Origin of the sequence: Spirosoma sordidisoli, assembly GCF_004138325.1 — a bacterium.
Classification (GTDB): domain Bacteria; phylum Bacteroidota; class Bacteroidia; order Cytophagales; family Spirosomataceae; genus Spirosoma; species Spirosoma sordidisoli.
The window spans coordinates 1,927,211-1,947,794 of sequence record NZ_SBLB01000001.1; the positions used below are offsets into that span (position 1 = coordinate 1,927,211).

General features: G+C 58.3%; 16 protein-coding genes and 1 tRNA gene. 4 read left to right on the forward strand and 13 right to left on the reverse strand.

What is annotated here, in order from left to right:
• Positions 1-54: 54 nt before the first annotated feature.
• The 12 genes from EQG79_RS08240 to tgt all read right to left on the reverse strand — a co-directional run bounded on the left by EQG79_RS08240 (position 55) and on the right by tgt (position 15,532).
• Positions 55-1,269 (reverse strand): glycosyltransferase family 4 protein, encoded by a 1,215-nt coding sequence (locus EQG79_RS08240; RefSeq protein ID WP_129601065.1) that lies wholly within the window; start codon positions 1,267-1,269, stop codon positions 55-57.
• Complete coding sequence (locus tag EQG79_RS08245) at positions 1,266-2,801, reverse strand: heparinase II/III family protein (RefSeq protein ID WP_129601066.1); 1,536 nt, start codon at positions 2,799-2,801, stop codon at positions 1,266-1,268. The genes EQG79_RS08240 and EQG79_RS08245 overlap by 4 nt, the downstream gene beginning before the upstream one ends.
• The gene (locus EQG79_RS08250) at positions 2,795-4,948 is read right to left on the reverse strand and encodes a bi-domain-containing oxidoreductase (protein WP_129601067.1); all 2,154 of its coding nucleotides are present in this window, start codon (positions 4,946-4,948) and stop codon (positions 2,795-2,797) included. The genes EQG79_RS08245 and EQG79_RS08250 overlap by 7 nt, the downstream gene beginning before the upstream one ends.
• Positions 4,945-6,042 (reverse strand): non-hydrolyzing UDP-N-acetylglucosamine 2-epimerase, encoded by a 1,098-nt coding sequence (wecB, locus tag EQG79_RS08255; protein ID WP_129601068.1) that lies wholly within the window; start codon positions 6,040-6,042, stop codon positions 4,945-4,947. Before wecB ends, EQG79_RS08250 begins: the two co-directional genes overlap by 4 nt.
• A gap of 25 nt (positions 6,043-6,067) precedes the next feature.
• Entirely contained in the window at positions 6,068-7,228 is a 1,161-nt protein-coding gene (locus EQG79_RS08260) for a Gfo/Idh/MocA family protein (protein ID WP_129601069.1), read from the reverse strand.
• Positions 7,225-8,358 carry a glycosyltransferase gene (locus EQG79_RS08265; protein WP_129601070.1) on the reverse strand — a complete coding sequence of 378 codons (1,134 nt, stop codon included), beginning with the start codon at positions 8,356-8,358 and terminating at the stop codon, positions 7,225-7,227. Before EQG79_RS08265 ends, EQG79_RS08260 begins: the two co-directional genes overlap by 4 nt.
• Positions 8,359-8,369: 11 nt before the next feature.
• The gene (locus EQG79_RS08270; RefSeq protein ID WP_077920589.1) at positions 8,370-9,389 is read right to left on the reverse strand and encodes a glycosyltransferase family 4 protein; all 1,020 of its coding nucleotides are present in this window, start codon (positions 9,387-9,389) and stop codon (positions 8,370-8,372) included.
• A complete protein-coding gene (locus tag EQG79_RS08275; RefSeq protein WP_077920588.1) occupies positions 9,386-10,879 on the reverse strand; it encodes an O-antigen polymerase in 1,494 nt (497 codons plus the stop codon). Before EQG79_RS08275 ends, EQG79_RS08270 begins: the two co-directional genes overlap by 4 nt.
• A gap of 3 nt (positions 10,880-10,882) precedes the next feature.
• Positions 10,883-11,878 carry a CgeB family protein gene (locus tag EQG79_RS08280; protein ID WP_129601071.1) on the reverse strand — a complete coding sequence of 332 codons (996 nt, stop codon included), beginning with the start codon at positions 11,876-11,878 and terminating at the stop codon, positions 10,883-10,885.
• A 20-nt stretch (positions 11,879-11,898) separates the two neighbouring features.
• The gene (locus tag EQG79_RS08285) at positions 11,899-13,191 is read right to left on the reverse strand and encodes a nucleotide sugar dehydrogenase (RefSeq protein WP_129601072.1); all 1,293 of its coding nucleotides are present in this window, start codon (positions 13,189-13,191) and stop codon (positions 11,899-11,901) included.
• Complete coding sequence (locus EQG79_RS08290) at positions 13,181-14,311, reverse strand: GNVR domain-containing protein (protein WP_165358851.1); 1,131 nt, start codon at positions 14,309-14,311, stop codon at positions 13,181-13,183. The genes EQG79_RS08285 and EQG79_RS08290 overlap by 11 nt, the downstream gene beginning before the upstream one ends.
• Positions 14,312-14,401: 90 nt before the next feature.
• Entirely contained in the window at positions 14,402-15,532 is a 1,131-nt protein-coding gene (gene tgt / locus EQG79_RS08295; RefSeq protein WP_077920584.1) for a tRNA guanosine(34) transglycosylase Tgt, read from the reverse strand.
• A gap of 373 nt (positions 15,533-15,905) precedes the next feature.
• Between tgt and EQG79_RS08300 the strand changes: the two genes are divergently transcribed.
• The 4 genes from EQG79_RS08300 (at position 15,906) to EQG79_RS08315 (ending at position 18,650) form a co-directional block, all read left to right on the forward strand.
• Positions 15,906-17,138 (forward strand): glycosyltransferase, encoded by a 1,233-nt coding sequence (locus EQG79_RS08300; protein ID WP_129601074.1) that lies wholly within the window; start codon positions 15,906-15,908, stop codon positions 17,136-17,138.
• A gap of 59 nt (positions 17,139-17,197) precedes the next feature.
• Entirely contained in the window at positions 17,198-17,827 is a 630-nt protein-coding gene (rsmG, locus tag EQG79_RS08305) for a 16S rRNA (guanine(527)-N(7))-methyltransferase RsmG (protein ID WP_170315646.1), read from the forward strand.
• Positions 17,828-18,125: 298 nt separating this feature from the next.
• Positions 18,126-18,455 (forward strand): hypothetical protein, encoded by a 330-nt coding sequence (locus EQG79_RS08310; RefSeq protein WP_077920582.1) that lies wholly within the window; start codon positions 18,126-18,128, stop codon positions 18,453-18,455.
• A 121-nt stretch (positions 18,456-18,576) separates the two neighbouring features.
• A tRNA-Asn gene (locus EQG79_RS08315) sits at positions 18,577-18,650 on the forward strand.
• Between the two features lie 159 nt (positions 18,651-18,809).
• Here EQG79_RS08315 and EQG79_RS08320 read toward each other — a convergent pair.
• Complete coding sequence (locus tag EQG79_RS08320; RefSeq protein ID WP_129601075.1) at positions 18,810-20,399, reverse strand: hypothetical protein; 1,590 nt, start codon at positions 20,397-20,399, stop codon at positions 18,810-18,812.
• Positions 20,400-20,584 lie beyond the last annotated feature (185 nt).

The following is a 20,584-nucleotide window of genomic DNA, read 5'->3' on the forward strand; positions in this document are numbered from 1 at the left end:
AAAAGCCTGCAGTCATACGACCGCAGGCTTTTTTTTGGCCAGATCCGACCCGGATCATACCGTTGTGGTCGAGGCAGCGCGGCTGACGGGTTTACGGTCTGTGGCTGCCTCCAGCAGACAGCGGGCCAGCTCGACCATAATCTGCTGCCGGCTGAATTGCCGAATGAAGTCAGGCCGGTACTGTGTCTGGTAGGGCGTCTGCTGCAGCTGGGTTACCAGCTCGGCCACGTTGCCGGGCGAAAACAGCCGATAGTTACTGAGGTGTAGTCGAACAAATCGGGCTGCGTAGCCCCCCACCCCCGCCAGAATCGGTTTGTCAGTCGCTCCGTACTCGAACAGCTTGGAGGGCAGCACTCGTTTCAGAGCCCGCAGATTACTTAAGTGAACAAACAGATAATCGGCCCGCTGGTACTCGGCCAGCAGCGTTTTTCGGTCTACGGGCGGGCGCAGCTCCACGTTTTTCAACCCCCAGTCACGAACGGCCGCTTCGAGAGCCGACAGCCGGCTGCCATCGCCGATGACAACGAAACGAAACCGGTTGCCCAGCAGCCAGGCTGCCTGTGGAACGATGATCTCCAGCCGCTGCCCGGCCCCGATATTCCCCGCATATAGAATAGTTACGGGTCGGGTAGCGTCAGGCGCAGGGGTAACCGGATTGTTAGTAGGCATAAACTCTCTATCGATGCCGTTGGTGTAAAAGCTGTACGACGCCTGCCGGTACCGGCCGAAATAGCTGGTAAAACCTTCGGATACCAGGTTGATATGCCGGGCGTAGCCGAACGTGTACCGCTCCACCGCCCAGAGTACGGGGTTGAGTGGCCAGCTGAGCGGATGACCCAGCAGTTCCACTATGGTTTCCCGAAACAGATCGCGGATGTCGAGCAGCAACGGAATCCGGCGGCTTCGCGCCAGCCGGGCGCCCAGAAAGGCCGTGAACAAACGCGACGACGATGCAATGACTACATCATAGTCGTGTACTTTAGTTAGCTGACGAGCAGCCCGGTAATACGCCCCGAACGACCAAATCTGATCCCGGAACCCGTTCGCGTGGGCCGGTACACTAATCCGGTCGATTACCAGATTTCCCCGTTCTTCGTGAGCCGGAGCCAGCCGGTAGAACGACTGGTATCGGTTGGGCTGCGTGGTGACCACGTGCAGCCGGTCATCGGCCGTCAGCTGCCGCGACAATTCGGCCACCAGCGCCGAGTTGCGGAACGACCCTGCACACAAGTCCGGCTCGAAATAATAGGTTAAAAACAAAATAGTCATTCAGCTAGCTGGATTATGGTGTTCAGGGTGGTAGCAAAGTCAACCGTCAGGCAGATACTGGGCCGCAACCGGTTAAAATCCACAGCCATCTCGTACGGAGTCAGCCGCCACGCTACTGGCCCATCTGACCGTAGCATCAGCCGCAGCGGACCAATCATGGCCCCGTTGTCAGTCAGGCTAACCGGCACATCCGGATGGGCATAAAACCGGGCTGTTCTCTGGCGATTGCCGGTGGTATGCCGCCCCGTAATCCGGTCGGCAATCCAGATACGGTCCGGGGCCAGGGTCCAGCGTCGCCAGTGGGTCAGGCCCAGATGCCGGTAGCCCGTATGCCGGGCCAGCAGGGTTGTTTCCGTATCGGTCAGTATCGTAACCCGTGCCCGGCGCCCCACCCGAAAAGCGGCCCAGACCTCCGATGAGTTCTGACCGGCTATCTCTACGGTATTGTGGGCTGCGGTACTGCGTTCCCACCGACGGCGTTCGTTTCGTTCATAAGTCGACGTACCTACATCGACCAGTACCGGACGATTATCGACGTACAGCACAAACCCGAGGGTGTCGGCATGGGCGTGACCGGGCTGATGATCCGGCCCCACCGGCCCCACGTCGGCCAGCAGCTCATACCTGGGCCGACGGAACATACGATAGCCGGGCTGCCCGAACCGGGTGTCAGCCACGGCCAAACCAGCTGTCGATGTCACAGAGATACTATCGTTCATCATTGGTAAATCACCGTTCCGAAACGTAATGGCCGCCAGCCAGCCCTGCATCTGGCTCACCTTCCGGGATACGACAGTTATCAACTCCGGGTCGTTGGGCCAGCGGTCCGCCAGCAGCATGGTCAGCAAGGTAATGAGCCGGTTCAGCAGCAGCCGGTGGTAGGTTGGACTTTGTTCGTAATGCCCTCCATCCGGCCCGATCTGACGGTTCAGCTCCGTACAGACGAGCCGAGTTGCTTTTCGTAACCAACGCTCATCACGCCAATGTACTGAAGCCATCAGCAGCGCGATGCCATTTTCTAGTAAATGGTTGCCGCTCAGGTGATACTCGAGACGTTGCCATACCAGCCGGGCCTGCGCCTTCAGGTGCCGGTTCAGTACGACATCCTGAATCTGGTGCCACCGCAGAAACTGAATCCAGTTGACCAGCCGCAGGGAGGTCGGGTACGGCTCCAGCCCATCGCGCAACGAAGAGGTTTGCCGCACGAAGTCGTATAGCAGCGCCAGCCCCCGATCAGCCGCCATGGGTTTCGGCTCGTTCAGGTAGCTGAACCCGTTCAGGTGATAGGTCCAGAGTTTGCCGTATATGGCGTAATTCCAGTCGACGGTTTCGTGGAACGTAGCGGTTCGATTCAGGAACGTGAACGCAACCGGCGCTATGTCCGGCACACCCAACCGTATCACCCCGGCCGTAGACCAGCCATCGAACCCCCGCAGGCGCGGGGCGAAACGCAGCCGGTTCCAGACCTGGTAAACGAGCTGGCGGGGCGTCAGGTGCCGCAGTGTACGCCAGTACAGACCGGGAGTTACCATGCTGAAGAGGCTGATGGCGGATCAATAGCTGGCCGGAGGGTGACCCAGCCGGTCTGGCGCAGGCTCTCCAGGGCGGCCAGCATGGCCTGGGTCGTGTTCACGCTCTCCGCGAACGGAATGGGCGGTTCGCTGCCCTGACACCGGTGCTGCGCCAGCGCCATCATCAGCGCCCGATGGCCCTTATCCTGCCGCCCCGCCAGCCGCGAGAAGTGGCGAAAGCCGTAGCCCGTCAGGCTTCGGTAGTTGTCGAGCACCAGCGTCCGGCTCTGGCTATGCACCTCAACCCGTTCCTTGACGTAAGCGCGGCTGCCAACAGCGAGGAAGTTCAGTACCCCCGTAGCGCCGTTGGCGTACTGGATGAGCAGCGAGGCCGAATCGGTTGTCTCGCTGGGCTGGGTTCCCATCGCCAGCAGACATACCCGCACCACCCGGCTACCGGTTAGAAAGGTAATCAGATCGACGCCATGGCAGCCTTCGCCCAACAGCCGCCCTCCCCCAGCAGCCCGGTCGTGTAGCCAAGACTGGACTGGCACCTCACCCACATTCATAGTCATGGCCACATGCATCGGCACCGCATCGGATACGGCTCCGCCCAGCAGCGTCTTCATCCTCTGCACATAGGTCGAGTAACGTCGGTTAAACCCCACCGTTACGGTCCGACCCGACAGCCGCTGTGCCTCCACGACATCGGCCAGCTCAGCCTCCGACAGCGCCAGCGGTTTCTCGACAAAGACATGCTTACCCGCCCGCAGCGCGTCGACGGTGAGCCGGGCGTGGCTGTCGTGACGGGTAGCGATCAGGCATAGGTCGATTGTCGGGTCGTCGAGCAGGTGGCGGTAGCTGGAGGTAGCCTTTCCAATCCCGTAGACAGTTGCCAGCCGGGCCGCGCTTAGTCCACGTTCGCTGGCAATAATGGCGGGAATCAGGCCGACCTGCTTCAGCGCGGGCAGCAGGGTTGTTTTGGCGTAGTTACCCGCGCCGATCAGGCCTACCCCACCAGCCGAATCCGAAAACCGGCCGGGACTTATACAAACGACCGGACTGAGCGATACCGGGTCAGGATAGGAAAAGAGGGCAGCCACCGGCCCCGTCGATGTATATACTGAGCGGAAGTCGGTCAGCGGCACGGGCTCCGTCCGCAGGGCCGACACCGCCAGCTGACCGCTGGCCAGCAGCTGCAGAATAGTCTGAAAGTTCCGGTTTTCGGTCCAGCGAACAAATGGCAGCGGGTAATCGTGTCCCTGCTGCTCGTAGGTATCGTCGTAGCGACCGGGCCCGTATGAACACGACACCTGAAACGTCAGCTCTTTGGCGTAGAAGTCGGCCCGGTTCAGGTGCAGCCCTACCTGCCCTACCAGCACGATACGCCCCCGAACCCGACTCATTCGGGCGGCCTGGGTCAGGAGCGTATCACCCGATGCGGTAGCTGCGATGATCACCCCATCGGCCCCGGCCTGACTCGTTAGCGATGCCACGGCCCGTAGTACGTCGGTCTGGTCCGGATTCAGCGCCAGCAGGCCCCGGCTCCGGGCCAGGTCGCAGCGCGACTCGTCGGGGTCCGTAGCCACCACCCGACAACCGTTGGTCCGAAGCAGATCGGCGGTCAGCTGCCCGATGAGCCCCAACCCGATAACCACGACCGTTTCGCCCAGGGTCGGGTTGAGCAGGCGGATACTCTGCAGCGCAATGGCTCCCACAACGGTAAAGGCGGCATCGTCGTCGCTGACCTCGTCGGGGACGGGCGCTACCAGCTTACGGGGTACGCAGACGACCTCCGCATGCGGACCATTGCTGACAACGCGCTGCCCCAGGTGCAGATCGGTTACCCCCTCGCCTAGGGCCAGCACCTCGCCAACGTTGCAGTACCCCAGCGGCACCGGCTGGTCGAGCCGCCGGCGCACCGCGGCTATGGTTGGCCAGAGGCCGTCGGTTTTCAGCTTGTCCAGCATCTGCCTGACCCGTTCGGGCTGCTGGCGGGCTTTGGCGAGCAGACTGGCCCGGCCGAACGCAACCAGCATCCGCTCCGTTCCCGCCGACACCAGCGACCGGCGCGTTCGGATCAGCACCTGCCCGGGCCTGACCCGTGGCGCGGGTACGTCATCAAGGCGTATCTGCCCGGTTTTCAACTCCAGAATCAGCTGTTTCATGACAGGGTAGCCGCTATACAGTCAGCAATGCGACGGGCCGTCTGGCCATCCCAGAGCGGGGGCACGGCCGCGGGTTGACGGGTTCCGGCCAGCAGGTCGGTTACGCGCATCCGTACCGTATTCGGGTTGAGGTCACTCAGGAGCTGGTTGGTGCCCAGGGTGGTGGTAACGGGCCGCTCGGTGGAGTCACGGAACGTCAGGCAGGGCACGCCGAGGTAGGTGGTCTCTTCCTGAACACCGCCCGAATCGGTAATGACCAGGGCCGCCTGGTCGAGCAGGTTCAGAAACTCGAGGTAGCCCTGCGGCTCCAGCACCCGGACATCAGGAAGCTGCTCCAGTTCATTCAGCAATCCAAACCGGGTCAGGCTGGCCCGCGTACGCGGGTGCATCGGGAACAGGACCGTACGCTGCTGCGCCGTATCGCTGATCAGCTGCAGCAGAGTCCTGAGCCCGTCGGCCGAATCGACATTGGCGGGCCGATGCATGGTCATCAGGATATATTGGTGGCGCTCGAGGCCCAGCGAGCGCACCGTATCCAGGGCTCTGGCCCGGGGCAGGCATTGCTGCAGCGCATCGATCAGCACATTACCCACAAAATGAATCGTATGCGGTCGTACGCCCTCATACCGGAGGTTTTCCAGCCCGGCCGCTTCCGTAACGAACAGCAGGTCAGCCAGCTGGTCGGTCAGCAGCCGGTTGGTTTCTTCGGGCATGCGCCGATCACCGGACCGCAGACCGGCTTCGACATGGGCTACCCGGATGCCGAGTTGTACGGCCACCAGCGCACAGGCCAGCGTACTGGTCACATCCCCTACGACCACCACCCAGTCGGGACGTTCGGTGAGCAGTACGGCTTCAAACCGGGCCATGATGTCGGCCGTCTGCTGCGGAATAGACCCCGGCGCTATTCCCAGCACATAGTCCGGTGCGGGCAGGTTCAGTTGCTGGAAGAAAAGATCGCTCAGCCGGGCATCATAGTGCTGCCCCGTATGCACAATCAGGTTCGTCAGGGCCGGATGCGCGTTAAACGCCCGGTGCAGCGGAGCCACTTTCACAATATTCGGGCGGGTGCCGACAACGGTAATGAGTTTCACGGGGTCTGCGGGGTCTATTAGGGGTTCACACTACGGCCAGACAAGTCGTCTGTACAGCATCGTCAAAGCAGGCCAGTTCATCGGCCAGCACAAAGCGCGACTGCCGGGTGCGGGTCAGCACACAGTCGCGGATATGGAGGCTCAGGAGGGTTGTCAGTTCGATCTCGCGCCAGGGCCGAACGTCGGCATGGAAGGGTTGCAGCACGGCCCGTTCGTGGCCCACGTCTTTGGGTGAGAAGCGCCAGGTTTGTTTGGCGGCCCCCTGCCAGATAGTCATCGACCGAAAATCATCGATATGGACCATGAGATCGCCACATTGCAGGTCTATTCGTTCGTTGATGCCTTCATAGGGCTCCGATCGGGCGGTCAGCAACAAGCTAACCAGATCATGCCGATCGGTGGTGAGCGTCACCGACAGGTTATCATCGGATTCGGCCGGATCGGCCCAAGCCAGCTGGATGGCAAACCAGTCGGGTAAGCCACGTTGGGTCATCAGGTGAACAGCCAGGTCGATCCAGTGGCTCAGATTCCCCAGGATGCGGGTACCTTCGGGCGGGTGACGGTACCAGTGGTCGGGCGGAATGCGGTGGCCATTGATGTGACAGCTGAGGCTGAGGGGAGCCGCTCCCGGCAGGGTACGTAGCCAGCTCGTCAGCTCGGTCGTAGCCGCGGCAAAAGGCCGGTTGTAGCCAGCCAGCAGCCGACCCGCTACCGCCCGCTGCGCCGACGACAGCGTCACCAGCTGCTGCCGGGTAACCGCTACCGGTTTTTCTACGTACACATCGAGCCCCCGCTGCAACCCCGCCAGGGCGTAGGGCGTATGTGACGCGTGCGGGGAGGCTATGTACAGCACTCGCAGAGCCGGGTTGGCGAGCAGTTCGCCGGGCGTGTCGACATACCGCCGAAAACCGTACATCCAGGCCAGCGACCGGGCCTGTTCGGCGTCGGTGTCATAGGCATCGAGGAAGCGGTTTCCGCGGTGTTTACGCAGAAAAAAACAAAGGGTGCTGAACGCAAACTGCCCGCAGCCAATAACCGACGTATCGGCCCGGCCGGGACACCCCCGCCCCAGCATCAGCCATACCGGCCATCGGGTGCGCAGTCGGCCGGCGGCTTTGGTTAACGCCCGACGCCAGCCGTAGATACCGGCAAACCGAACCAGTCGGGTTAGCTGCTGGGTCGTCATAGCGGGGCTGAAACCGGGCTGAACAGCTGCTGGTACTGAGCCAGGGCTGCGGATCGGTCGAAGATGCGATCCAGGACAGTCCGGGCGCCAATGGCCCGCTCAATGTAGGCTATGGGCCCCATATCCAGACAATTGGTCAGGACATCCACCCAGCGATCGGTGTGCAGCGGCAGGTTCCACCCGGCCCGCTGCTCGTACAAATGCTGCCAGGGGGTCTGATCGCTGATAAGCACCGGTAATCCAACCGATAAAGCCTCGGCAATACCATGACCGAAATTTTCGCCGGACGTGGGCATCACCAGAAAGTCGTACGGCACGAGCGTATCCCGCACAGCCGTCGGCATCACATCCCCCCGGTATACGATCCGGTGCCGGCTGGCGCAGATACGCTGCAGGCACGCCTGCCAGTAACGCTCGTCGACCACGGGGCCGTAGATGGTCAGAGTCACCCCCTCTGGTACCTGCTCCAGACAGTCGAGCAGGAAAAGCAGTCCTTTGTTTCTGGCGATACGGGCCAGCCAGATCAGCCGAAGTTGCTTAGCCTGTTTATAGTGAGGAGGGCGCGGGCTGAGCCGGATGGGCAGATCAGGCGCCACCACGACCTGTTTGTTACCTACGCCCAGCCAGTACAGGATCTCCTGTTTTTCATGAATCGATGTGGCATGCCAGCGCAGCTGGTCAGTCATTAACCAGCGCAGCAGCTGCACATAAGGCTCTTTTTTCCAGGCTTTCAGCCGGATAGCACCTGGCAACAGCTCGCCCCGCGGAGCTACGGTAAGGAGCCGTTTCATCAGGAAACTGTTCAGCAACAGCAGCCGCGTAAATACCGAGAACAAACTATTGGTATAAACCATAGCCTCAGGCCGCTCACTCAACAGCTGCCCCACTCGACAGAAAGTGATCTGATCGGGTGGCAGATACAGCACATGATAGCCGTCTCTGTTGAGCCATTCTCCGGTGGTCAGGTCAGGATACGGTGCGGTATCGCCTGCGTCGCGGTCGCGCGTTACGATGAACAGATCGTACTGATCCCGCAACAGACCAATCAGGTTTTCGACAGCGGGAATAGGGCCGCCAAACCGATAGCCAGGCCGAAAATGGTCGATGAATATAAGCAGCGAGGGTGTCAAGGAAAAGGCGTTTACCGGCAGTTGCCAGAACCGATAGACGTATATACAGTCCGGTAGTCACGAGCCATCTGTGCGGCAGAGTACCGGTTGGCATTCTGCAAACCAGCTTCGATTCGCTCGTTTCGATAGGCTTCATCCGTCATGAGCCGGACAATACCGGCCCGAATAGCAGCCACATCGACCGGGTCTACTACCAGGGCCGCGTCGGCCGCCACCGACCGCATGGGCTGCCAATCAGCGGTGATGACCACCCGCCCTACCGCATTGGCTTCCAGAATGGGCATACCAAATCCTTCGTACACAGACACGAACGTGACGATGTCGCAGCTCGTGTATAGCTGAAAAACAGCCTGCTGGCTCAGGTCGGTGTACGATACATAATCGATCTGACAGCGGTTGAGCTGCTCCCTGAGCCCGGGCGATAAAGGCCCTACCAGCACCAGCCGACACCGCAGCCCGGTCAGCGCATCGATCAGCCGGGGCAGGTTCTTATGCGGGGCTGTTCCCAGCTGGAGCAGGACCGGGTACTTGGACCGAAAGGGGCGCGGGCTGTACTGGAAAATCGGGTCGGGCGCGTTCGGCACGACCACCACCGCATCGGCCCGACGCCCTACATACCGACGGAGTTCCTGCCGGGTTTTGTCCGAGACGGCCGTTACGACAGCCGCCCGACGTATGGGCCAGTAGAACCACAACAGCCAGAAAATCAGCCACCGAACCGGCCGATGCCGATTCTGATGCAGGGTAATGGCATCGTGAATGGTCAGCACCGTTCGCGACGGCGGCAGCACCAGCGCCAGGTAATGCACGTCGCCTGTGATGTGGTACACGTCGGCGGGTGAAGTGCGGGTCAGGCGAGCCACAAACCGGAGGTTCTGCCAGACGCTCCGGATACCCCGGCTCACGTACGGCATCGGTACCACGCGGACCGTACAATCCGGCTCACGGGCCAGTTCCTGCCCGATACCGGCTACCAGCGACTCGATGCTGTAGCCCGTACCGGGGCTTCGTAGTAGCAGGGTTATGTTCATGACGGCGTCTCTCCTGATGCGTTTTGGCCGTTGGTAATCGACGGCGGGGCGGAGGCTCGTTTCGGGCTCAGTAGCCAGGCCAGTCCGTAGCAGACCAGTACCGACCGCAGCCCGATTAGGAAGGTGATCATGTCGGTTTCAAGCATCGACAGCGCCAGCGATACCAGCACGCAGGCCGTCAGCAGCGCAAAGACCGGCCTCCGGTCCGACGACGCCAGCCGATACACCAGCCCGACCAGCACCGTCAGGAAGCCGGCATATACTACAAACCCAAACCCGCCAAAATCGACAAACGACTCCAGATACAGCGTTTCGCTGATGTCGGTCAGGCCGATTCCGAAGGCATGCTCATAGAGTTTTTCTTTTACCTCGATCGTTTGCTTGTCGACCAGAAAATCGCTGGGTGTCGCCACGAGCAGACTCCCCGCCAGTTGCTGTCCCAGCAGGGGCGACTGCGAACTGGTTCGGAACAGGTTCACAAACTGGCCCAGCGCCAGCGAACCATAGCCCGCCCGCAGCGCCAGGTTTCGGTTTCGGAGCGCGCTGTATTCATCCGTATCGGCCTGCCAAAGCCCCGTCAGCATCTCCCAGCCGCTCATACGCTGGGCCGCTTCGAACCGGTAAACGACCCGCAGGCGGTGGTAGGCATCGGCCAGCGCAAAGGCCATCATCGCCGTCAGCAGCAACGCCAGACTAGTTTTTAACCGGAATGGCCGATGCAGTGGCCGGTCGAACAGAATCCCTAGCCCGGCCAGCCCGAAAAAGAAAAAGACACTGCGCCGACCAAACAGAAAAAACCAGCCCAGCTCGACCGTCAGCAGCAGGCCGTAGAGCCAAACGTGTCGGTAGCGACCCTGGGTGTACTGACACCGGGCGTAATACCCCAGCACCACCGGCACCACCGGAGCCAGCGGCCCGACCAAGGCCAGCAGCGGATGCGTAGGCGCTCCGTCCTGCGCCAGATCACGACCGCCGTAGACCACCGCCCCTACCGCCAGCAGATACCCCTGCGTCAGCAACAGCAGCCCGACCAGCCCCTGCAAACGACGCCGGTGGTCGGTCAAAGCCGCCAGCGCGGCCCGGTGCAGCCGGGTTATGTGGCCGGCCTGCTGAACCCGGTTGCCCACCAGCCATAACGTCAGCGCAAAAACGTCGGCATACGCCTGCGCCAGGGCCAGATCGGTACTGGTCGTATGCGCCTGCTCAATGACATCGGTCCACAAACCGGCCTGCTGAACCGATAGCGCCAGCAGGCTGAACAAACCGCCCAGCGAACTGGCCAGCCCGATCGTAACGGCGGCTACCCGGAAGAAGTTGAGCCGACTCGCCGGCTGGCGCAGCAGCCCAACCCCACCCAGCCCGCTACCCGCCAGCGAAAGCAGGGCCGTACTGACAAAGACCGCATCGGTCGGCCAGACCAGCCCCAGCCCCGCCACGGCCATCGCCAGCAGCAGGTACCGCACCACCCGTCGATCAGCGTCGTGTTCCATCGGTCAGAGGTCCAGTATGGCGAGCAGCTGCGCTACCCGCCGGTCAAACGTATGATGCTCCTGAAAATGTCGGTACTGCCGGTCGGCCAGCTCGTGGCGCTCGTCGGGGCGGGTCAGGTACTGCCTGATGCTGGCGATGGCTTCGTCGAGGGTATCGAACGTCACCTTGTCAGACGGCACCCCCGTACAGGCGGCAACCATGGGTTTGTTGTCGCACAGCTGAAACCCGCCGATGCCGTTGATTTCAAAATATTTCTGATTGGCCGACGACACCTCGGCGTAGTGAAAGCCGTTGAATACCACTTTAGCGCCGTAGACGAGCCTATTTTTCTCCTCGCCTGTCAGGTAGCGCGTTCGCCATTGGACCGGGCCCTCCAGGTGCCGGTACCGACCGGGCTGTCCGTAAACGACCAGGCGCAGCCCCGCCCGCGCCAGCTGCCCGATCAGCCGGGCCCGGTAGGCGTACAGACTTCCGTAGACCAGCACATCGACCTGCTGCCTGCGTTCGGCATCGGCTTTGGGGAGGCTGGGTCGGCGGTGTACGCGGGGGTTGAATGCTTCGGGCAGGTAGTGGGCGTTCAGCCCGGCTTTATCGCGCAGGAACGCCACCAGATACGGCTCTTTCGAGAAATAACAATCGTAGTCGGCTCCGATGATCTGCTGCTGCTCCAGGTTGGTGAGCGCGTCGGGATTGATCTGGGCAACGGGCACTCCCGGCAGATCGCGTTTCAGCAGGTCGACCAGCAGGGGGTGCAGGTGGCGGTATACGACCAGCACCAGATCGGGCCGACATTGCCGAACCCGACGGGCCAGCTGCCGGGCCAGCAGCCGGTCATAAGGCTCCGCAAAACGAGCTATCCAGTAGCTGAGCCGCATCGGAACAGGCAGTCCGTCGGTTATGTCGACCAGTTGGGGATGGTGGCCCAGCGCCCGGAACGAATCTCCGAGGTGATACTCCAGCGAATCGAACGCCCGACGTCCCACCAAGACAACCTTCATCGGTCTAGCTGCGCAAATGCCTATAATCGCCAGTAATCGAACCCATCGTCAGGGCTAATGGCATACAATCCTTTTACGTCGAGCAGAATGGGCGTGCCGTTCATCAGCCCCCGCAGATACGCCACCTCATACTGCCGGAAGGGGTCATGCCCTACCGCCACGATAACGGCATCGTAGGGCCCCGCGGGCTGATCGAACAGGGCCAGCCCGTAGGCCTGGGCCACCTCCCGGGGCGATGCGTAGGGGTCAACTACGTGTACGCTGATAGCCAGTCCCATCAGCTCCCGAACCAGATCGACCACTTTCGAGTTGCGGATATCCGCCACGTTTTCCTTAAAACTCAGCCCCATCACCAGCACCCGCGATTGCGCAGGCACCTTGCCATTGCGTACCAGCATCTGGTTCAGCTTAGCCGCAATAAAGGCTGGCATGGCTTCATTGATACGTCGGCCGGAGTTGATCACCTCGGGGTCGTAGCCGAGCTGACGGGCTTTATAAAGCAGGTAGTGCGGGTCGATGCCGATGCAGTGACCACCCACCAGCCCCGGCGTGAACGGCAGAAAATTCCATTTCGTGGCAGCCGCTTTCAGCACGTCCTGGGTGTCGATCTGCATGCGGTCGAAGATGATAGCCAGCTCGTTCATGAGCGAGATATTCAGGTCACGCTGTACGTTCTCGATCACCTTGGCCGCTTCGGCCACGCGGATGCTGGGCGCCACATGAATACCGGCTTCGATAATCCGGCCGTAGACCCCGGCGATGGTCTGAACGGCTTCGTCGTCGCTGCCCGACACGACCTTAACGATGGTAGTCAGCGTACGAACCCGATCGCCGGGGTTGATGCGCTCGGGCGAGTAGCCCAGCCTGAAATCAGTGCCGAGCCGCAGCCCCGACCTTTGTTCGAGTACCGGCAGGCAGTCCTCTTCCGTACAGCCCGGGTAAACCGTCGATTCGTAGACCACATAATCGCCCGGTTTCAGCGCCTGGCCAACGGTTTCGGATGCCCGGCGCAGCGGCTCCAGATCGGGCTGATTGTTGGCGTCGACGGGGGTAGGTACCGTTACGATGAAAAAATGAGCCTGCCGCAACCCGACCGGATCAGCCGTAAAGTGAATGTCGGCACCGGCAAAATCGGCGGTCGTCATCTGCTGCGAAGGGTCCAGCCCCTGCTGCATCTGCGCCACGCGGTCGGCATCGATGTCGAAGCCGATCACCCGGAACTGCCGCGCCAGTGCCAGCGCCAGGGGCAACCCCACGTACCCCAGCCCCACCACCGCTATCCGTTTCTGTTTTGTTACCAGTTCATCGATCATTCGTTGCAGCGCTAGTCCGCGCGGTTCGTTCAGGTGTATCGGTATCGCTTTTGTGTACCGGTCTGTCCAGCCAGCTGCGCCAGTCCATAGCGCGTATCAGCACGTAGCCAGCGCCCAAAGCTAAGCCCCCCAGCCCAAACAGCAGCACCAGCAGGGTCCGTTTGGGCGAAACCCGTTCGAGCGGTACCGTTGGGGGTTCGAGGACTTTAAAGACCGGCGTCCGCTCCTGCACCTTCAGCCGGGCCTGTTCGTAGCGCCGGGCCAGCTCGGTATAGAGCCCCTGCGCCAGCGTTAGCTCGTCGGTCAGGCGCTGCCGCTCCAGCGTGGCCGTTTGCAGAAACAGGCGCTGGTGCTGGTCGTTATGCCGAAACAGCCGGAGCTGCGCCGTCTGGTAGCGCTGGCGGGCGTCGGCAAGCTGCCGGTGATAGAACAACAGATCCTGCCGGGCCTTTTCGGTGCGGTAGCCCACTACGTACTGCTGCAGGTAATCCATGGCCAGCTGCGCCACCGTTGCCGACGCGCTGGCATCGGGCATCCGGGCCGTTATCGTGATAATGCCGGAGCGTGTGTCGAACCGCGCACTCACCCGTTCGCCGACGGCCTCGATCAGGGCTTTCTGCCGCATCGACAGCCGGATGGGTTGCCCGGGCCTGACCCGCGCGGGCGGTGCCAGCTCGCGGCTACCCGCTCCGAACCACCGCCCGATCTGCGCGACCAGGCTACGCTCCGGGCGAATCAACTGGCCAACGGTGGTCGTATCGCCCTGGGTCAGCCGCACGCGCTGATCGATCAGCGCCAGCAGAAAAGGGGTGCTCTGCAGAATATTGGGGTACAGATCGGGCCGAATGGTTTCGGTATCGGTGCCGTCGGAGAGATCGAAGCCCGAAAACCCCGCCACCGACGCCAGCTGCCGGATTCGGTCGCCCGACCCATCGGTCAGTTCGGGCATCACCCGCGCCCCGGCCGCGTACTCGGGCCGGAGCAGCAGCGCCACCGCCACGCCCAGCAGCGCGCCCGCCAGCCCGGTCAGCCAGACCAGCCGCCGGTTGGCCCAAAGCACGCGCCCGCTGGTTTCGGGCGACAGCTCGGCCCAGGCCAGGCGCTTTGGATGGATAGTCACGGTGTCCAGATCGGGGTGGTTCTGCCCTCTCCGACGTACAGACACGCCCAATGTCTCTGCTGACCGGTAAAGTTAGCGGCCGGGCGGGCGTTACATCCGCTGCATCAGCCGAACGACCATCTCGTTTTTCCAGGACAGGAAGTCGCCCGCTTCGATATGGGCCCGCGCCTGCCGCACCAGCCAGAGGTAGAACGTCAGGTTATGCAGGCTGGCAATCTGCCCGCTCAGCAGCTCGTCGGCCTTGAACAGATGCCGGAGGTACGCTTTGGAGTAGAACGTACTGGCGTAGCCGCCCAGCCCCGCATCGATCGGACTGAAGTCGCGGCTCCATTTTTCGTTCTTGATATTCATGATGCCTTCCGTGGTGAACAGCAGGCCATGGCGGGCATTGCGGGTTGGCATCACACAGTCGAACATATCGACGCCCCTGGCAATGGCTTCGAGGATGTTGGCGGGTGTACCTACGCCCATGAGGTAGCGGGGTTTGTCGGCAGGCAGGATTTCGTTGACCAGCTCAATGGTTTCGTACATGGCTTCGGCGGGTTCGCCCACGGCCAGACCACCAATGGCGTTGCCTTCGCGCTCCTTGCTGGCAATGAACGTTGCCGACTGTTTCCGCAGGTCGGGATAGGTGCTGCCCTGTACGATAGGGAACAGGGTTTGTTTATAGCCGTAGTGTCCCTCGGTGCTGTCGAACCGGTCGATGCAGCGGTCGAGCCATCGGTGGGTCATCTCCATCGATGCGCGGGCATAGCCGTACTCGCAGGGGTAGGGCGTACACTCGTCGAACGCCATGATGATATCGGCGCCGATGGTCCGCTGAATGTCCATGACGCCTTCGGGCGAGAAGTGGTGCTTCGACCCGTCGATATGTGACATAAACGTGACCCCTTCTTCCTTGATCTTGCGCGTTCCCGACAGCGAATAGACCTGGTACCCACCCGAATCGGTCAGGATAGGGCGTCGCCAGCCGTTGAACGCATGCAGTCCACCCGCCTGCCCCAGCACATCGAGGCCCGGACGCAGGTACAGGTGGTAGGTATTGCCCAGAATAATTTCGGCGTTGATGTCGGTTTCGAGTTCACGCTGGTGAACGGCCTTCACGGTCCCGGCCGTGCCGACTGGCATAAATATTGGTGTCTGTATAGGCCCATGATCCGTCGTAAGCAGCCCCGTCCGGGCCTTCGACTGTGGATCATGCGCCGTAATCGAAAAATTCATCCACAAAGATAGGGAAGGAGTGATGAGTTATGAGCGATGAACGATGAGTTATGAATGATGACAGCTATGAGCCACCCGGGGGCGTGTCCCCACGGCCACCTTCGCGTCAGCAAAGATCCAGACGCATAGTCGTGGGAACATCCTCGCCGGTCCTGTTACTTGATTACGCGACAGCAACACTATCCGGACAGGTGCCCGTGGGGACACGGCCACGGGTGGCTCTTCACTCATCACTCATCGCTCATCACTCATCATTCATCATTCATCATTCAGTCCCGCTCATCGCTAATCACTCATAACTCATCACTCTTCTTTACCTTTGCCGCTTCATTCAGATAATCAATTCACTACTGAACAACCGTTTACTTTTTCCGTGATCACTGCCCTCCTGATCGCCTGGCTGCTTGTGGTCGGCATTCAGCTCGTTTATATCCTGTTTATCTACACCCGAACGGCCTTTTACCGGCAACCCCAGCGGATGGCGGTAGCGGTGGCCGAAGCGGTTTCGGCGCCAGTCCGATCGCGACAGGCCGCTGGTGAGACACTGACCGACGACGAAGCCGCGGGCGTGACGGTCGTGGTTTGTGCCCATAATGAGCTGCACAACCTGACCGAGCTGCTGCCCCTGCTCAACGAGCAGCACTACCCCACCTTCGAAGTCCTCGTCATGGACGACCGCTCGACCGACGGCACCGTAGCGTACCTCGAAAACGACATCGCCAGCCTCGACCGGGTTCGGTTCATCCGCATCGCCAACGAACACGAACACATTACCCCGAAGAAGTACGCCCTGACCATAGCCCTCAAAAAAGCCACCTACCCCACCGTCCTGCTCACCGACGCCGACTGCCGCCCCGCTTCGGCCGACTGGCTGGCCGGTATGGTTACTCCCCTCTCCGACCCCAGCCGCGACATCGTCCTTGGTTTTTCACCCTACGAAGCCCGGCCGGGTCTGCTGAACCTGCTCATCCGCGCCGAAACGCTGTTTACGGCCGTACAGTACTTTTCGCTCGCGCTGGTGGGTCGGCCGTATATGGGCGTGGGGCGCAACCTGGCCTACCGGACCAAAACCTTCTTCGCCAACCGGGGTTTTTATACCCACAAGAACGTGCTCGGTGGCGACGACGATCTGTTCATCAACGAAGTAGCTACGGCCCGCAACACCGCCATCTGCCTCGACGAAGCTACCTTCATGTGGTCGAAACCGAAGGAAAGCTGGGCCGACTGGCGCATCCAGAAACGACGGCACCTGAACGTAGGCAAGCACTACAAGCCAGGTCATAAATTCCGGCTGGGTCTGCTCACCGGCTCGCACGTACTCAGCTGGCTGCTGGCCCTGGCGGCTGGTAGCGTACTGCTGATAAAAGAAATACGGCAGGTGCCGTTCACGACCGACGAATGGCTACTTTTGCTCATTGCCTCGGGCGTGTTTACGTTCCGGTGGCTGGCGTTCTGGGGCGTTGTAGGCCGAATCAGTTACCGGCTGGCGCATACCGTTCACTGGGCGCTGGTGCCGTTGACCGACCTGATGCTCGGCATCTATTACGGCCTGGCGGGTCTGAAAACCCTCTTCCGCCGACGTCGGCAGCGCTACTACTGGCGGTAGATGGCTAGAGAGCACCGATGAGCGGTCGGCATCTGACCGGGCCAATTGAATGAACTGTGATGACTATTGATCTTCTGCTTACTTATTTCCCGAATCTGACGGAGCAACAGCGAGAGCAGTTTGCCGCGCTGGACGGGCTCTACCGCGACTGGAACGCCAAAATCAACGTTATTTCGCGCCAAGACATCGACGCTCTGTACGAGAAGCACGTGCTTCACTCGCTGGGTATCGCCAAAATTGTGTCGTTCAAACCCGGCACCGAAATCCTGGACGTAGGCACGGGGGGCGGCTTTCCCGGCATTCCGCTGGCTATCCTGTTTCCCATGGCCGACTTTCATCTGGTCGACAGCATCGGCAAAAAGATCAAGGTGGTACAGGAAGTGGCCGACGCCTTGGGGCTCACCAATGTCAGGGCCGAGCAGGCCCGCGTGGAGCAGCTCAACACCACCTACGATTTTGTGGTTAGTCGGGCCGTAACGCGGCTGAAGCCGTTTCTGGGCTGGGTTCGCTACAAGATTCACAAAAATGGCAACAACGACCGCCCCAACGGGGTTTTGTACCTGAAAGGCGGTGACCTGACTGAAGAACTCGCCGAAGTCCCTGACCGGTACCGGGTCTACGACCTCTCCGATTACTTCAAAGAGCCGTTTTTCGAAACCAAAAAAGTAATTTACGTCCCGAAGAAATAGGTATCACGATGAGGAAACACCGCTTCATTAGCGACAGCCTCCCGCCGTTGGTAACGCGATAAAGCCACGTCAGAGCATGCGTGGCCGAGTGGCCGCTACCTTAGTCCGTGCGGTTGTCACCGTGGTCCGTGTCTCCACGGACCACATGACCAGATGGTTTTCGCTGACGCGAGAGTGATCCAACTACGCGTCCCGGTGCGGATCGAAGCGCCGACCGCACGAACGAGGACAAACCAACCGAACCCTGGAGGCCCTATACCGACAACCGGATTTCAACATTGGCATACCCAAATCAACTATGAACGAAAAATTCCATTCCAGCAGTTTCAAGGACCCCATCAACCGCGACGAGGTTGAGTTCAACGACAAAGGGGTTACGTTTCGGGTGCGCAAGCTCATCGGCGGCACCGACAACTTCGTGTTCTACTCCGACATTTCGGGCGTCGAGATCGACAACGGCGTTTTTTTCTCGACGGTACGGGTTATTCCGCGGGCGCGGCCGGAGATCGTGATCCGCAACTTTACCAAGGGCGACGCCCGGCGCATCAAGGAGCTGATCCTGCAGAACGTGCCGAGCAACCGCCCCGATATGTTTGGTGGCCCTACGGGCGGCTATCCAGCGCGCTGATCATCAACGGGGTAGCTGGCCTATCCCGCCTGCTGACGTCCTGACGGCATATTTTTTCTAAGAATATACTTGCGCGGTGTTGTGTTACGCACTACTTTTGCACCCACAATAACCGACACACTCCCGAATAGCTCAGTCGGTTAGAGCATCTGACTGTTAATCAGAGGGTCGCTGGTTCGAGCCCAGCTTCGGGAGCAAAAAGCCACAAAACACGCTGTTTTGTGGCTTTTTTGTTCATCAGTACACCTGTCCTCGTAACAGAAACTCTACCACTATACGTATAAGTCGGTGAGTTAACCCTTTCACATAAAATAGTAATCTCACAATCAAAGAGTTACGACTATAAAGCTTACTCTAGAAGCCAAAGTTTTTCTTCAACCCTATTTTTAAAATAGGTATAACACTATCATTTGTTTCCTTAAAATCAGTATTACTAAACATTGTCCGCATGTCATCATTAATTCTTACAAAACCTAAGTCAAACAATAGTTTTAATTGACTCCGTTTTGTAGGACTTATAAAAAACTTAAAACCAAACTCGGAAAACGATCTACCTCTACCTGATTGATTCGGGTAGTTTACTGCAAAATCATTACTATTATCGGTAACGAGTAAATAATTTGCGGCTAGATATGCGCTTACTACACCTGGAATAATTATAGCTTGTATGCCTAACCTACCATGAAAAGTATTGGTAGAAATCGATTTACTATTCAAACTATCAGGAATATTCTTCCCTAAGTAATTCAAGGCACCAAAGACTCCGATTCTGTTATCTCTCCTCCCCTTTTCTATAGGAATAAACGAAAATCCGAAATTCGTTAAAAATCCAAATGAACTGGCTTCTGGTATAAAAAAATTTCTTATTGATGCTTGTTGATTAACGGAAACAGGTGCGGTGAATATTCTTATATCACCGTAAAGTCCGCTTTCGGTACTACCAAAGTTAGTATTTCCCAATAGCGTAATATTAGGAGTGACGGCACCTTGTCCTAATTGACTAACTAAACTGGGAATGACAGCTAGATCATTACTATCTTCTTTATTAGCTAAATCCTTCTTCTGTTTTAAGAAATCATCGTATGTATTTTTAAAATTGTTGTATTTTACGGTAAAATTATTAATCTCGGTTTCAATTTTTTGTGATCTTTTCAACAAATCAACTTCAAATGGTGCAAATAGAATAATTTGACTAAAGTTATTCGTTAGCCCTTTCAAACTATCTAACTTTTGCTCGAAACTTACAATCAGAGCTTGGATCTTGTTAACCGATGCTATTAAATCATTGGTATTCTGAAAGATGCCTATATTGTTTTTGTACAAAAATTTTGCAATCGATGCATCTTCACTTCTATTTGCAATTAATGTATCAATCAAAATACTGGTATTGACTTCCTTTAACGCCTGAATATTATTGTTAGTGATTTTTCTAAATATTGAGTCTTTTTGTGCGTACACGCTTAAAAGTAAGGCTACGGCCTTCTCATTATCTCTTAAGATTGACAGACTATCAAATCTTTTTTTCTGTTTTAACTGTTCTAATGCGGTAACACTATCTTTTTTAATAATCGCTGCCACTGAATCAGCTATTGGTTTAAGACTGCGATCATTTCCTGAACGTCTATATAAATCACGAACATAGTCTTTCAAGCTTTTAAACGAATTCAGATAATTTTTATACGCTCTGTTAGCAGAATCAACTCTTCTGTAGTAATTATATACATTTTCAGTCTGGCTAACCGGAATACTTCTAGAATCATAGTTATAATACTGGCTATTTAATAATTCTTGATAATTACCATTTAATTCAGGGGCTGGTCGAATAATGGTAGTCCTGTACTGAAAGGGATCTACTCTAACTTTTTCATTACTTTCCTGTAACACCTGAGCTTGTGCATACAAAGAAAAAAAGCTTAAAAGCAAAACCAATACTGTATGTCTCATACTATTTTAGGTTATTAAGTTCACAAAAATTACATCAACACGTTTTTTATCAACATGAATGACGCAAAGTTGTAGTCGAGAACTTGCAGTCACAATGGGAAAAACCCCCTTTTTAGTCGTGTTTTCCTCCTTTATTACAGGTCACACTACCTCGCGACCAGTCACTAAACCTAAGGCGCTATTAT